Here is a 15,390-nt window from a genome sequence, read left to right on the forward strand (position 1 = left end):
ACATGAAATGTAATATGTCTGATTTTTCCATTTCAAAAGCAACATTTGAGGAGATGAAATTTATCATCTCTCAAGCAAAAGCCGAAAATTGGAATCCGGGTTTATACGACGCGACACCTTTTTATCAAACTGATCCAGATGGTTTTTTTATTGGCACGATTGAAGGAGATATCATAGGCTGCATATCCGCTGTCGCCTATGACGCCACGTTCGGCTTTATCGGTTTCTATATCGTCCTTCCTCCATATCGAAATCAAGGATACGGCATTCAACTTTGGAAGCACGCCATGCACTATTTAGGAAATCGTTCTATCGGTTTAGATGGTGTCATTACCCAACAAGAAAACTATAAAAAATCAGGATTTCAATTTTACTATAAAAATATTCGTTTTGAGGGAGTTAAACCATATCCAATTGCCACACATTTGGTTGATCTCCATCAGATGCCCTTTGAAAAGATTTTGGAATATGACGCATGTATATGGGGTATAAAAAGAAAAAAATTTCTTCAAGAATGGATCCAGATGCCAAATGCTGCCTCTTTGACAAAGATGCATCAAAATCAAGTGAAAGGATATGGAGTTATTCGCCAATGTTATAATGGTTATAAAATCGGCCCTTTATTTGCAGACAATTTAGAAATTGCCTTGGAAATTTATTATGGGCTTTGCCGTTTTGCTGACAACGCCCCCGTTTTTCTGGATGTCCCTGAAATCAATCTCGAAGCTCTTAAATTGGCAGAAAAAGTCCATCTGCATCCGGTTTTTGAAACAGCAAGGATGTACAACAAACACCCCCCCAAACAGCTGATTGAAAAAACATTTGGGGTCACAACCTTTGAACTCGGCTAATTATTTATACTCTTCCGTATCGGGAAAACTAAAGGCATCTCTCAGAGCTTGCATGGTCACTTGTCGACCCACAACCGCTATCGAATCCGTTAAAGGCACTCCTTTTGGGCATACACGTACGCAGTTTTGAGCATTTCCACAATCCGAACCCCCCCCTTCTTCCATCAAAGGTCGTAACCGCTTTTGCCGTTGATATTTTCCGACAGGATTCGCATTAAACAAACGCACTTGCGCCATGATTTGAGGTCCGACGAATTTTGAATTTTCATTCACCTGAGGACAAGCTTCCACGCAACATCCACATGTCATACATGTCGACAAGGAATACATCACTTCTTGTTTGCGTGGATCAATCTTTGGTCCAGGTCCATGGTTGTAGGTGTTATCCACATCCACCCAAGCATGTACCTTCTTCAGATTATCGAACATCACCCCACGATCTACAATCAAGTCCCTTACCAAAGGGAATTTAGAGAAGGGAGATAAAGTAATCGTCCGATTGCCCGTTTCATCAATAATGGTTTGAATTAATGCCGTACATGCTTGTCTTGGATATCCATTAATTAGCATAGAGCAAGAGCCACAAACTTCTTCCAGACATCCCTGCTCCCAGACAACTGGTTCAACGATTTTTCCCTCACGATTCACGGGATTGCACTGAATTTCCATGAGGGCAGAAATTACGTTGGCACTAGGTACCAATTTTAACTCAAATTCTTCCCAATACTGCTTACCTGGATGACCTCGATAGACTTTCAGAATATAAGTGTTTTCCATACAACCTCAATTTAAATAGGAAGCTTGATGTCACTGGGAACATTTTTCAAAGTAGGCTTAACTTTTTTCGCATGTGTATAATCACGTGGAATGGGATCTAAGTAGCGTGTGTCGACCGATTCATAGGAAATAACGGGTTCATCCTGATTCGAATCAAAAGTAGCAATGGTCGTTTTAAGCCAATGTTCATCGTCTCGATAAGGAAATTCGGGTTTGAAATGTGAACCCCGAAATTCATCACGCAGCAAGGCCCCTTTAGTGATGACCAATGAAAGATCGAGCATAGCTTCAAATTGGTTGGCAAAAGCGTACGTTTGATTTGCAAATTGCGTTTTATCGCCAAGCGTAATTCTTTGATACCGATCCTGCAATTCTTTAATCTTATCCATGGTGCGTTTAAGATCAGTATTATTTCTTTTGACGGTTACATTATCCACCATCCACTTAGACAATTCTAAATGTAAAAGGTGCACGTTTTCTGGTCCATTTCTAGATAAGAGGTCCTCTTTACGTTCTTTTTCGATTTGAAGAGTGCTTTCAAATATCTGAGAAGGCATATTTTCCCAGTTAGAGTTCAAGGAATTCAGATAATTAGGAACTTCTACACCAGTTACCAATCCTCCAAATATGCATGAAAGCAAGGAATTTGCCCCTAAGCGATTTGCTCCATGATACTGATAATCCGATTCTCCTACGTTAAAACAACCTGGTATATTAGTCATTTGTCTGAAGCGAGAATGACGATCGGGATCGTCTACAGCAGGCCAATCAACCCAGCCACCTCCCATTGAATAATGGACAGCAGGGAAAATGCGCATGGGGACTTTACGAGGATCTTCACCGGTGAATTTTTTATAAATCTCTAAAATAGCTTCTAACTTATGCTTACGCTCTTCCGAAAGATGTGACACATCCAGGTAGACCTGCATTTCACCGTTAATACCCAATCCCATCTCACAAACACGTAAAACTTCACGTGCCCCAATGTCTCTGGGAACAAGGTTTCCGAATGCAGGATACATTTCTTCTAGGAAATACCAAGGCTCGCCCGTTTTTCCACATGGAATCGTACGCCCATCAGGAGCCACAATCGACTTTGAAGCATCTCCATAGACCCAAATTCGCCCGCCTTCTCCTCGCGCAGATTCTGACATTAGGCGCAGCTTATCTTCGCCAGGTATCGCAGTCGGATGGATTTGAATAAACTCTCCATTCGCATACTTCATTCCTTGCCGATATAGCCTGCCGTTCGCGGCTCCTGTACAAAAAGTCGAATTTGTCGATTTTTTAAAGATTAACCCAGGCCCCCCCGTGGCAATCACCACAGCATCAGCTTTCAACACTTCCAACTTGAGGTTAAATAAATTCATCAACACAATACCACGTGTCACCCCAGCTTCGTCTAGAACAAGGCGCATAAATTCATGGTTTTCGAATTTTTCAACCAATCCTTTGACCTCATATCGACGCACCTGCTCATCTAAGGCGTATAGTAATTGCTGCCCTGTAGAAGCCCCACAAAAAGCCGTACGATTATAGAGCGTACCACCAAACCTTCTGAAATCGAGATTCCCCTCAGGAGTACGGTTAAATGTACAACCTAAACGGTCCATTAAATAAATAATCTGAGGCGCGCACAAACACATCTCTAAAACAGGGGGTTGATTAGCTAAGAAGTCTCCCCCTTTGATCGTATCGTAGGCATGAATGAGCGGGGAATCATCTTCACCCACCGAATTAATCGCCGCGTTAATGCCCCCTTGAGCACAAACAGAATGTGATCTTTTGACTTTGGTGACAGAAATAATTTTGACATGACACCCATTTTCAGCAAGTTTCATAGCAGCCGATAATCCAGCTAACCCACCACCTACAACAATGACATTCTTTTGAGATTTTTTATGCGACATAAACCGATACCATTTAACTCTTCAAATTGATCCAATACGTTCCCCAAATTGCCGCCATTCCAAGAAATGCAACAATCACCATCAACGCCGTAGCCAAGTGCCTCATATATCTTTGTGAAAGAGCCGTCAGGGTAACCCCCCAGGAAATCATAAAAGTCCAGAGACCATTAAATCCATGATAGCAGGCAGCTAAAACAAAAATGGTGTAGAGAACAATCATCACAGGCATTTTAAATGTTTCACGCACCATGAGCAGTTCAACCACTCCAAAATTGTCAGTTACCGCAATCACCTCATTGTCTTTCAATGATCTTTCTTGCAAGACTTTTAACCATTTAAGCTCTTCCTGCTTTTGTTGTTCAAAAATCAACATTTGAGGACTTTCGTCTTTTTTTGCAGCGTCTTTCTCGAAAATCTGTGGAATTGAACTCGCAATTCCACTCCAAGTTTCGCCCAAAGGTCGATTATGAGCGCGACTCATCGTCACTTTTTCTTCCATTTTGATTTGCTCTTCGTTGTACAGCTTGACACCCAGTCTCGCAGCCAGCGTATAGAGTCCTTTATCGGCATTTAGGCGCACCATATATTGTTTTTGTGTTCCTACATGCGTGGAAAGAGGATATTCGATAAAACGCATGTGAATAATATGGGCTAGAAGGCCAAAAAGTAAGATCCAAGAAGTAATCCGTTGCCATGAATAAGCATGATTCCGAGAATATTGCGGTAGCGCGGGTTTAGATCCATCTGTTTTGAATGAATTCATGGCGCTTGTTTGCAAATATTTAATGCCCCACACCAAATGAACCAAAATAGGGACGCCTAGAAGAAATATTTCAATCAAAGGCAGATAAGGAAAATTTTTGATCGCATTTACAGCATGAACAAAGCCATAACCATCGTCTCCAATAAAAAGAGCGGCTTGTGAATTAACCAGCAAATGTTCGATTAAAAAAAGTGAAAGCCATGCGCCAGTAAGAGAGTGTAATCTTCTCCAAATAAATGCTTGGGGAGGTGCTTGAGCTATCCATGTCATGGCGATTTAGATCCTCTTCGAAGTCGTGAAGATTATTTCTATAAAAGCATATTTATTCTTCTCAAGAAGATTTTTGTCAATGGATTCTAAAAAAATCTTAGAGAGTCATCAATGAAACCGCATCTTCATACTTCAACAGCCCAAATACATAAAAAATATAGGAATTCCACATTATGCATAAAATAATGTGGAATATTTGAATTTAGATTCAACTTTCTTCAGGGAAAAAAAATGAAAAAATAGCTTTCATCCTTTCTGGTTTTTCTTCGATACTTTTATTAACCGTATTTTTTGACATTTTAACAAATTGATCTGCTGAAGCGTCAAGTCCTGTGTGAACACTTTTCTTAGCAGAGTTAAAAGATTGTTCATAGGAAGCATCATAACCCATTTCAACACAAGGACTTAGGTTTTTTGGTGTTTTTCTAAGAAGACAGTCTTTGACAGCTGGTCGAATGCAGGGAGATGCTCTTGTCATACATTCCTCGGTTGCATTGTGTAGTACAGGCTTTACAGATTCTGCTACTATACGATCGATTTTTTCATTTGCTTTTACTTGCATTTTTATCTTGGACTTTTCATCGAAAAAAATTGAAGCCGGTGGCCCCTCTGAAATACGTGACGTCATATTATTTGTACCTCCAAAAAGTTATAGACAAAAAAATATTATCGCCACAATATAACTCACATGAAAATAAATCAATTTAAAAATTAATCTTCTTTATTCAAGAAGGATCTTGCCCCGTAAAATCCATCCAAAAAGAAATAGGGGTTCGGCTAAAATAAATAAATTTTAGGAGCGAACAAATGAAAAAAATATTTTCAGAAGAACAAATCATTCAAATACTAAAAGAAGTTGAAGCAGGCTCAGCAGTAGCTGATGTTTGCCGTAAATACAGCGTGGCTCCACCCACTTATTACTCCTGGAAAGCTAAATTTGGAGGGATGAGTGTCTCTGAAGCTCAAAGACTAAGCTGATTATGCCTTTGATAATGTAGCTTTGAAAGATCTTTTGTCAAAAAAGTGGTAAGCCCGTAGGCTAAGAAAAAGGCGATGAATGACCTAATAGTCAATCATGGAATAAGTCAAAGGCGGGCTTGTCGCTTGCTTGCATTTGATAGGTCTGTAGGGCGCTATAAGCATAAAATGAAGAATGATACTGAAATGAAAGATAAAATTGTTTCGATTACACACGAAAGAAGAAGATTTGGCTACCGTAGAATTTGTATAAGGTATATCGGCTATACAAAGAATCCGGCCTCAAAGTCAGGAAACGAGGGGGACGAAAGAGGGCTTTAACTATTGTGGATGATTTTACAAGGGAAAGTCTTAAGATGGTTGTAGATACATCAATCAATGGGGTTTGAGTTGCCAGGGAGCTATCAGAATTAATAGAGATAAGAGGAATGCCAACGTGTATCTTAAGTGATAATGGAACGGAATTTACTAGGAATGCCATTTTGAAATAGTCATGGGATAACAAAATTAGTTGGAAGTATATTCAACCAGGTAAGAGAGTGTCTTCAAATTTGAATTTTGATGTATATTCGTCTTTTTTTTTACTTGAGAGACACCGTCATGAGAAAAGCGTATCCTGATGATCTTACAGATGATGAATGGGCAATTAGGCTGTGGGTCCAGAACAGCTACACTTGCCATGGCTTACAAGCTTTCAATGGAAGCGCAAAAACGATGGCGAAAATTAAAAGGTCATGAGTTGATTAACAAACTGATTTTGGGTGTGCAGTTTAAAGATGGGGAAGAAGTCTTTAACATGAAATACACAGCTTAATTTTTAACAAGTTGGATGCGCTATTAGATGCTCAAAACACAACATTTGACAATATCTCTAGAATTGATCTTCAAGTAGTTAAATGGGATCAATAAACAGCTCAAAGTATTGCCAAGAAGATAATTCGTTGAACAAACATTTGCATGGCTTGATAGATAATAGAAGGTTGAGTAAGAATCCAACCTTAAGCAGTGATAATTTTTTTTCAGAAATAACTTGATTAAACATTCTCCACAAAAGTAAAAGTTTTTGTTCAACCAATGGAGATTGAATGGACAAGAAGCATCTAGATATTTACTCAGACTACTTAATCGCTCAAAATCAATATGCAACAGCCGCCGGTCTTTCAGAACTGCTAGATGGCCAAATAAGTCATGATAAAATCACTAGATTTTTAAACTCTAAAGAAGCTTCTTCTAAATACTTGTGGGTATATATTAAACCAGAAATCAGAAGGATTGAGCAAGCCGCAGGAGGGGTACTTATTCTTGTTGATACCATCGAAGAAAAGAGCTACACAGATGAAAATAACATAATTTGCTGGCACTACTCGCATGCTAAAAATAGATGTATTAAGGGAGTTAACCTTTTATCATGCCTCGTTCGTTATGACGATAATACCTTACCAATTGCTTGTGAAGCCATCTGTAAAGATAGGCTTTTTTGCGATATTAAAACAAAAAAGGAGAAGAAGCGATCTTCGATCAACAAAAATGAGATGTTTAGAACCATTATTGCTCAGGCATTGAAAAATGAAGTCTTATTTGATTACGTATTAGCCGATAATTGGTTTGGAGCCAAAAAAAATATGGAGTTTATACATTATGATATGAAAAAGAAATTTATAATTTGGATCAAAGCTAATCGATTAGTTACTTGTTCTGAAGAAGGTAGAAAAATGGCCAGTACCAAAATCTAAACACACTGGATATCAAAGATGGAGAGAAAAGGACACTCTGGCTTAAGGACGTTTCCTTTCTTATAGCCCTAACCAAAAAGATCTTCAAAAACGAAGACAACTCTCAGGGCCTCTATACATTGTTACAAATGACTTAGAAAGTAGTGTTGACCGAATCTACGAAGTCTATCAAAAACGGTGGCGCATAGAAGAATATCATAAGTCAATCAAGCAAAACGCAAGTCTTGAAAAATCACCTACTAAGGTTGTGAGGTCCCAAAAGAATCATATTTTTGCATCAATCGTTGCATATTGCAAACTAGAATTTCTTAAAACGAAAACATCAATGAATCACTTTGCCCTCAAATATAAATTACTTATAAAGGCGAATCGAATGGTATTTCATAAATTACAGAAACTATTTGAAAAAGTAGCTCCTGCGTAAGGACAGTAAGGATTATGAATATCGGACTACTACAGAAGCTTTCATTTACTCGGCGATGTCAAAATTAATGTTAAAATGCCGAATTTAGGTTTCTCAACAAGCTCTTAAATGCATAAATTACTTATAATGAATAACTATTAAAGCATTCCCTGTTTAATACAATCTTTTTTTGTTAAGAATACCCAACATAAAATATTTTGTTTGATTTATTAGCATGCATACTATATCGTGGCGATAACGTTTTTTTGCCTATAACCTTTTGGAGGTACAAATAATATGACGTCACGTATTTCAGAGGGGCCACCGGCTTCAATTTTTTTCGATGAAAAATCCAAGAAAAAAATGCAAGAAAAAGCAAATGAAAAAATTGATCGTATAGTAGAGGCATCAATAAAACCTGCAGCACACTATGGAGCGGAAGAATGCTTAACATATGCAGGTCCTTTCGTTAGTTTGATGGCTATGAATGCTTCTCTAGCATACACACCAAGTATCTCAGCACCCATTGTGGTAACCTGTGCAAGCGTTTGTTCTGAACCCGCTAGCAAATTAATAAAAAAATGGGCGCATAAAGGAATTGATCTTTCTATTGAATCGTCAACTAAAAGCACAAAAAAATCGATTCATTATTCCATTGAAAAACATCCTAATAAAACAGCTTCATTTTGTTTAAAGTTATTTCCTGAAAAATGCTAATTTTTTTTAAAAAATTATCTGCCATTAGTAAAAAATAACTTAATTCGATAAAGGAATTTATTTATGAATTGTTCATTTTTAACCTCTCAACTCAGCCAAAACAGTGTCGCCGGCATTGCATTAATAGTTAGCCAAAAAAAAGATGAAGCAAAAGAAACAAAAAAACCTTATTTTTGCGAATGGATCGCAGATGACGTGATCTTGACCATTGCGCAAGAGGGTAATAGACTAAATTATGTATTGTTCGATAAAATTTCTTACAGTTTATCAAGAGGCCATGTACCAACTTTTCCTGGTACATCTATAGAAAAAACTATCCGCGATTTAACTAAATCCGAACCAATAATAAATGATGAGAAACAACCTGAGTTTGGTCGAGTTCGTGCTAAATGGATATTGGAAAATGGAGAGCTTAGTCTTTTACACTTGAAGAATGATTTAATATGGCAATTATTTGAAAAAAGCACGCAAAAAAATTCTAGGATGCCATTCGATATAAACTTATTGCAATTAATGCGTGCTAAAAGTGAATGCAATCAATCCTCACACGAAGCATTTAAAAAAGAATGGCAGGAATTAAATACTGATTCTCCTGATACAATAGCCAGGTTTCTAAAAAAAAATGCTCAAGTCAAAGTAAGCTATTCATATAACACCGATGACACCGAACCGTATTTGGATGAAGCAAAAATAGGCCTGCTTGCGTTAAAGGCTGTATTTACAGGTGACGATAGTTTAAAAATATGCAAAGAGAAGATGGAAGAAATTAATGCAAACTTACGAAAAAAAGCAACATACTACTCTCTTTATAAAAGCTCAAAAAAAGAATTCATCCTTTTCAATCCTTTCAAAGTCAAAATTGGTCATCTGAGAATGATACCTCGTATGGATAAATATAAACAAGTTGACAGGTACGCATGGGCCATAACTATAATTGCGGAAGGAGGGATGGGGATTTGTTATGGAATATGCTGCAAGGGTAATCATGCAGAAATGATAACAGAAGGATTCAGCGATGGAACGGTAGCTGGAACTGACGGCAAACCGGTTGAAGAGGGGAAATACTTTGTATGTCTTTCACATTTTACAGGAAATAGCATTGAGTCCAAAATGATCAATCCTGAAGAATTAAAGTACAAACGCAGGACCTACACATGGCTTGTTGATAGCTCTCTCGGCAAAAAAATGTTGGATGAAATAAACAAAGACTCCCACAATATCCCTAAATTTTCAATAACTGGCGTCGACTCTATTTTTAGCAAAGGAAAACATAGTTGCTTCACTTGGTTAATAGAGAAATTAGTGATTGCAAACATAAATCTTCCAAAAAGCAAAAAAAGATGGCTTTTCACAAAAACAAATGATTATACATTTACAGATGAAAAATATTATCAGGACATTGAATTTTTGAAATGCTTAACGCTTTATTTTGAGGAGATATTGTCAAATGTTGTGTTTTGAGCATCTAGTAGCGCATCCAATTTTTTAAAAATTAAGCTGTGTATTTCACGTTAAAGACTTCTTCCCCATCTTTAAACTGTACACCCAAAATCAGGTAGATATCGAATAAACTAAACGATTCCAAAGAGTTTATGAAGCGATATGCATTGAGAGATGATCAATGGGAACGGATCAAAGATCTATTGCCTGGGCGTGAGGGTATGTTGGGCGGATGGCTAAAGATAATCGATTGTTTGTTGAAGCTGTGCTCTACCGATATCGAGCAGGTATACCCTGGAGAGTTGCCAGAAAGATTTGGGGATTAGAAAATATCCACCGAAGATGGAGTAGGTGGGCTACGAGCAGTGTTTGGGAAAATATTCAAATATTTAGCCGCTGATGCCGATAATGAATATGGGATGATCGATTCTACAATTGTACGAGCTCATCAACATAGTGCCGGTGCAATAAAAAAGCAAAGCGAAGACCAAGCCATAGGAATGAGCAAAGGAAGGTTAAGCACCAAAATTCATGCTACAACAGATGCTTTAGGCAATCCGACCAGTTTTGCTTTAACTCCAGGACAAGCTCATGATCTAGATGGAGCTGATCTACTACTACCTGAAATCCAGGCTGAAATTTTTAAAGCATTTGGCGCCGAAGACAGGGTAATTCTTCCGTTGAAGAAAGCTTGCAAAGGCATCGTAATTCCATCAAAGAGTAATGCTAAAGAACCGAGAGATTATGATAAGCATTTCTATAAGTCTAGGCATCTTATTGAGAATTTTTTTGCCAAGTTAAAACAATATCGAGGGATCGCTACTCGTTATGATAAAACTGGTCGAAACTTTTTATCTGCCATTTATTTAGCAGCTTCTGTGATATGGCTTAATTGACGACACGCCCTAGTAAAAAAAAACTTAATTTGATAAAGGAATTTATTTATGAATTGTTCACTTTCAACCTATCAACTCAGCCAAAACAGTGTCCTCGGTATTGTAGAAATAGTTAGCCCAAAAAAAGATGAGCCAAAAGAAACAAAAAAACCTTATTTTCGCGAATGGATTGCAGATGACATGGTCTTGACCGTTGCGCAAAAAGGCGGAGAAATTAAGTATGAATTGCTCGATAAAATTTCTTACAATTTGTCAAGAGGCCATGTACCAACTTTTCCTGGAACACCTATAGAAAAAATTATCCGTCATTTAACTAAATGTGAGGTAATAATAGGTAATGAGAAACAACCTGAGTTTGGTCGAGTTCGTGCTAAATGGATATTGGAAAATGGAGAGCTGAGTCTTTTGCACCTGGAAAAAGATTTAATATGGCAGTTATTTGAAAAAAGCACGCAAAAAAATTCTAGGATGCCATTCGATATAAACTTATTGCAATTAATGTGTACTGAAAGTAAATGCAATCAATCCTCACACGAAGCATTTAAAAAAGAATGGCAGGAATTAAATACTGATTCTCCTGATGAAATAGTCAGATTTCTAAAAAAGAATGCTCAAGTCAAAGCAAGCTATTCATATAACACCGATGACACCGAACCAGATCATCATTCGGATGAACAAAAAATAGGCCTGTTCGCGTTAAAAACTGTATTTACAAGTGATGATAGCTTAGAAGTACGCAAAGAGAAGATTGAAGAAATTACTGCAAACTTACAAAAAAAAGCAACATACTACTCTCTCTCTAAAAGCTCAAGAAAAGTCAAAAAACTGGGCGAAATTTTTAACCACTTGTTTACCACAAGTAATCCTCAAGAATTTAGCTCTTTAAATCCTTTCAAAGTCGAAATTGGTCATTTGAGAATGATACCTCATATGGATAAACATAAACAAATTGACAAGTACACATGGGCCATAACCATAATTGCGGAAGGAGGAATAGGGATTAGTTATGGAATGTGCTGCAAGGGTAATCATGCAGAAATAATAACAGAGGGATTCAGCGATGGAACAATAGCTGGAGCTGACGGCAAACCAGTTAAAGAAGGGAAATATTTTGTATGTCTTTCACATCATACAGGAAGAGAAATTGAATCCAAAATGATCGATCCTAAAAAATTAAAGTACAAACGCAGAACCCAAACATGGCTTGCTCCGAGCTCTCTCGGCAAAAAAATGTTGGATGAAATAAACAAAGACGTCCACAATACCCCTAAATTTTCAATAACTGGCACCGATTCTATTTTTAGCAAAGGAAAACACAGTTGCTTCACTTGGTCAACAGAGAAAGCAACGATTGCAAACATAAATCTTCCAAAAAGCAAAAAAAGATGGCTTTATACAAAAACAAATGACTATACATTTACAGATGAAGAATATTACGCTCATATTGATTTTCTTGAATCCCAAAAACCCGCGAATAGTTTTACAGAAGTTCCTGCCGGCACTCAAGGGTAAGAGTGCTAAATCACGAAGATCTAATAAGAAACTCGTCCTTAAAGGATTTGCCAATTAATTTATTTGAATTAATTGGCAATAAAACTTTTTTAAAAGTTGGTAACACTTGAATTACAGCGTATGCTCATTCTTTTTTATGCTTGGTGCACGCGCACAATTTCATTCAATCTCACGATGAACATTCTCCTGATCCCCAATGTTCCCCCCATACAGTTGCACCAAATCGAAAACGATTATTCATAATGGAGGATCTTCTCTCTGTTAGTTTTTCTTTTCAAAATAAATTAGGTGGATTTTAAAATGATCTAAGTGCATACTATTTCTTTTTATTTTTTTAAGAGAATTTTATGAGCTTTGTGAAATTAAATCAGGCAATAGAGTCGGAAATAGGTTGCTTTTCTTTATCTGAGTTGAAAAGGGCCCGCGAAAACCTCACGAATCGATATCGACTAGAAGAACAACGAGACTACATTTCCGCACATCAAGAAACTTGGATGCAATCTAATGTGGAAAGAATGTCCTACCTAGTAACACGGATGCCGGCCACATATAAAGTAATCGAACACATTTTGCAGCAAATTCCCACCACACAAATTTCTTCTGTATTAGATTTGGGAGCGGGTCCTGGAACAGGAACTTGGGCGGCGACGGCTTTATTTCCGCACATAACTAAAGCCACCCTAGTCGAACAAGATGCGCAATTGATTAAGATTGGACAACGTCTTGCAACACATGCTGCATTTCCCGATACTGAATGGAAGCCACAATGTCTTTCCACTTTCACCCCTCTTCCCCATGATTTGGTCATCGTTTCCTATGTGCTGGGTGAACTTAAAGACATCACCGAGGTAGTGCAAAAAAGTTGGACATCTACCGAACAATTTTTAGTCATTGTCGAACCAGGCTCTCAAAGAGGGTTTAAAACCATTCTTCAGGCCCGTCAGCAAATTTTAAAGTTGGGCGGTTATCTTGTAGGCCCTTGCCCGCAAGCGGGAGCATGCCCTATGTCTCAAGGAGATTGGTGTCATTTCTCCAAAAGAGTAGAGCGCTCTCGTATCCACCGTCAATGCAAAGAAGGAGCATTGGGCTATGAAGATGAGAAATTTTCTTATGTGATTTTTTCCAGACAACCTCTAACAATGTCTCAAAATCGCATTTTGGAACACCCTCAAAAACGTTCTGGACATGTTCATTTGCGTTTATGTACATCTGAAGGCATCCAAAAAACGATTATCTCAAAACGACACAAGGATTTGTACAAGCAAGCAAAAGATGCGGAATGGGGCGATACGCTTAAGAATGTTTAAGGCAGGTATTGACAAGTGCTTCGGCTTGTTGACACTCTTCCAGAGTAGGCCTATAGCCTGCAAATTTAACAAGATCTGACTTAAGGAAGAATTGTTGAATCTTCTGGGAAGCAACATGCGGAACTAATTCATCGGTTGTCAAAACTTCCGCCTGCAATCCAGATTGTTCTTCCAAGTACTTTTTAAGAACATCGCTTAATTGTTCCATGAAAGAAGAGAGCTCCCCTTTCTCTAGTAGGTGAGCACGCTTTAAGCTGACAAAGGCTTTTTCCGATTCTTTTATTTTTTTTCGAGCTGTAATAGGTGTGATTTGTTTATCGCGCGTCATGACCCATGCAATCAATCCTGCTAACACACATAAAATGGCAGCTCCAATCTTTTCCCAGGGGAATTTTCGAGCTTGCAATTCCGCTTCTGTTTTTTTTAAAGAAGCTGCGGAAAAGAAGAGGGTTTCTGTCGCCCGTTTATTTGAGTCAGATAGATTGATCGGAAGCCTTCCAGAAAGCGGGAGTGGTGGAACAAAATGGATTTCATTTAGCGAAGATGAAGGCATGCTGACGCTCACCTGAAAAATACCCGAAATCAGATTTTCAACTGGTTTTTCCGGGGTGGTATCTTTATATAAAGGAATATTCAAAAACGAAAGCTTGTGTGTTCCTGGAATCTCTGGCTGTAGAGTAAAAAGGATGGTTTCCTGAATGGTGCCATGACTAGAGGTTTTGGTAATCTTAGGTTCTGAAATAAATGAAAAAGGAAAAAAATCAAAGCTGGAATTTCTCATCAAATGTTCCTGCAATGTCGAAATATCTGTGTGGTATCCTTCCGGATATTTCAAATTTAACTGAATGTCAACTGTTTGATCTAAGGAAATTTTTTCTGGAATTAGCCTGATGCTTGCTTGCAAAAGGGGATCTTGAGCCTGCAAAAAGAGGGTCACCATGCAAAAAAATAAAAGGATTATTTTTTTCATCGCTTCAATCCTCGAATCTTAAAAAACTTTCTCAAGATCGGAATATAGGGCTGATCAGTGCGAATTTCAACAAAATCAGCACCAATGGTTTTCATAAAAAATTGCGCATCCTTTAAACGCTTTTCTGCTTCAACCCTAAGTTTATCCGTATTCTGATTTGAATCGACTAATGCTTCCGACTTAGATTCAAGATCTTTCATATTGAGCAATCCTAAGTTGGGAAAAGACTCTTCATGTGGATCTCGAATACAAATCGAAATAAGATCATGCCCTTGAGCAATAAGTTTCGCCTGATGTTCATACCCTGTTGTTAAAAAATCGGAAATCAAAAAGCAAATGGCGGACTTTCGTTGAACCTTTCCCAGAAAAGCAAGTGCTGCACCTAAGTCAGTCCCTTGATGTTGAGGGATAAACACAAGCAAATCCCGTACAACCCTTAAAACATGCCTAGATCCTTTTTTGGGAGATAAATAGGATTCAATCTGGTCGGAAAAAAGAATGGAACCCACACGGTCTTGGTTTTTAATGGCTGAAAACGCTAAAACGGCTCCGATTTCTGCAATCAGTTCACTTTTCAATAAATTTTGACTGCCAAATCTTGAGGATGATGAAATATCCACTAGAAGGATAACGGTAATCTCTCTTTCTTCTTTAAAATTTTTTACATAGGGATGGTCCATGCGGGCTGTCACATTCCAATCAATATGACGAATTTCATCGCCGGGCTGGTATTCCCGCACTTCTTCAAACTCCATTCCCTTGCCTTTGAAAGCCGAGTGATACGCCCCCGCCAAAATGTCTTCAGCGAGGTGCGTGGTTTGAATTTGAATGCGTCGGATTTTTTTGAAAAGTTCTGTGTCCAT

The 15,390-nt window shown here is 38.0% G+C and carries 13 protein-coding genes and 3 pseudogenes; 10 read left to right on the forward strand and 6 right to left on the reverse strand.

What is annotated here, in order from left to right:
• The first annotated feature begins 14 nt into the window (after positions 1-14).
• Positions 15-851 carry a GNAT family N-acetyltransferase gene (locus tag AOM43_RS12110; RefSeq protein WP_059360466.1) on the forward strand — a complete coding sequence of 279 codons (837 nt, stop codon included), beginning with the start codon at positions 15-17 and terminating at the stop codon, positions 849-851.
• Here the strand turns inward: AOM43_RS12110 and sdhB are convergent, their stop codons facing one another.
• The 4 genes from sdhB to AOM43_RS12130 all read right to left on the reverse strand — a co-directional run bounded on the left by sdhB (position 852) and on the right by AOM43_RS12130 (position 5,199).
• Complete coding sequence (gene sdhB / locus AOM43_RS12115) at positions 852-1,628, reverse strand: succinate dehydrogenase iron-sulfur subunit (RefSeq protein WP_059360468.1); 777 nt, start codon at positions 1,626-1,628, stop codon at positions 852-854.
• 11 nt (positions 1,629-1,639) lie between these two features.
• Positions 1,640-3,538 carry a succinate dehydrogenase flavoprotein subunit gene (gene sdhA / locus AOM43_RS12120; protein WP_059360470.1) on the reverse strand — a complete coding sequence of 633 codons (1,899 nt, stop codon included), beginning with the start codon at positions 3,536-3,538 and terminating at the stop codon, positions 1,640-1,642.
• Positions 3,539-3,551: 13 nt separating this feature from the next.
• On the reverse strand, positions 3,552-4,571 hold the full coding sequence (locus tag AOM43_RS12125) for a succinate dehydrogenase/fumarate reductase transmembrane subunit (RefSeq protein WP_059360472.1): 1,020 nt from the start codon (positions 4,569-4,571) through the stop codon (positions 3,552-3,554).
• 208 nt (positions 4,572-4,779) lie between these two features.
• On the reverse strand, positions 4,780-5,199 hold the full coding sequence (locus tag AOM43_RS12130) for a hypothetical protein (protein ID WP_226987527.1): 420 nt from the start codon (positions 5,197-5,199) through the stop codon (positions 4,780-4,782).
• Between the two features lie 179 nt (positions 5,200-5,378).
• Between AOM43_RS12130 and AOM43_RS12135 the strand changes: the two genes are divergently transcribed.
• The 9 genes and pseudogenes from AOM43_RS12135 to AOM43_RS12180 all read left to right on the forward strand — a co-directional run bounded on the left by AOM43_RS12135 (position 5,379) and on the right by AOM43_RS12180 (position 13,557).
• Complete coding sequence (locus AOM43_RS12135) at positions 5,379-5,549, forward strand: transposase (protein WP_152618869.1); 171 nt, start codon at positions 5,379-5,381, stop codon at positions 5,547-5,549.
• A gap of 75 nt (positions 5,550-5,624) precedes the next feature.
• Entirely contained in the window at positions 5,625-5,870 is a 246-nt protein-coding gene (locus AOM43_RS12140; RefSeq protein ID WP_059360474.1) for a hypothetical protein, read from the forward strand.
• A 328-nt stretch (positions 5,871-6,198) separates the two neighbouring features.
• Positions 6,199-6,363 (forward strand): annotated as a pseudogene (locus tag AOM43_RS12145) (IS256 family transposase); the annotation flags it as partial.
• A gap of 271 nt (positions 6,364-6,634) precedes the next feature.
• A pseudogene (locus AOM43_RS14205) lies at positions 6,635-7,706 on the forward strand (IS701 family transposase).
• A gap of 276 nt (positions 7,707-7,982) precedes the next feature.
• A complete protein-coding gene (locus AOM43_RS12155; RefSeq protein ID WP_059360476.1) occupies positions 7,983-8,402 on the forward strand; it encodes a hypothetical protein in 420 nt (139 codons plus the stop codon).
• A 63-nt stretch (positions 8,403-8,465) separates the two neighbouring features.
• On the forward strand, positions 8,466-9,863 hold the full coding sequence (locus tag AOM43_RS12160; RefSeq protein ID WP_059360478.1) for a hypothetical protein: 1,398 nt from the start codon (positions 8,466-8,468) through the stop codon (positions 9,861-9,863).
• A gap of 131 nt (positions 9,864-9,994) precedes the next feature.
• Positions 9,995-10,738, forward strand: a pseudogene (locus AOM43_RS13190) (IS5 family transposase).
• 186 nt (positions 10,739-10,924) lie between these two features.
• Entirely contained in the window at positions 10,925-12,250 is a 1,326-nt protein-coding gene (locus AOM43_RS12175) for a hypothetical protein (RefSeq protein WP_152618871.1), read from the forward strand.
• 347 nt (positions 12,251-12,597) lie between these two features.
• A complete protein-coding gene (locus tag AOM43_RS12180; protein ID WP_059360482.1) occupies positions 12,598-13,557 on the forward strand; it encodes a small ribosomal subunit Rsm22 family protein in 960 nt (319 codons plus the stop codon).
• Here AOM43_RS12180 and AOM43_RS12185 read toward each other — a convergent pair.
• Positions 13,544-14,527: a hypothetical protein gene (locus tag AOM43_RS12185; RefSeq protein ID WP_039378003.1), complete on the reverse strand. Its 984-nt coding sequence runs from the start codon at positions 14,525-14,527 to the stop codon at positions 13,544-13,546. The genes AOM43_RS12180 and AOM43_RS12185 overlap by 14 nt on opposite strands.
• Positions 14,524-15,390 (reverse strand): DUF58 domain-containing protein, encoded by an 867-nt coding sequence (locus AOM43_RS12190; RefSeq protein WP_013924085.1) that lies wholly within the window; start codon positions 15,388-15,390, stop codon positions 14,524-14,526. The genes AOM43_RS12185 and AOM43_RS12190 overlap by 4 nt, the downstream gene beginning before the upstream one ends.

Origin of the sequence: Parachlamydia acanthamoebae (assembly GCF_000875975.1) — a bacterium.
GTDB lineage: Bacteria > Chlamydiota > Chlamydiia > Chlamydiales > Parachlamydiaceae > Parachlamydia > Parachlamydia acanthamoebae.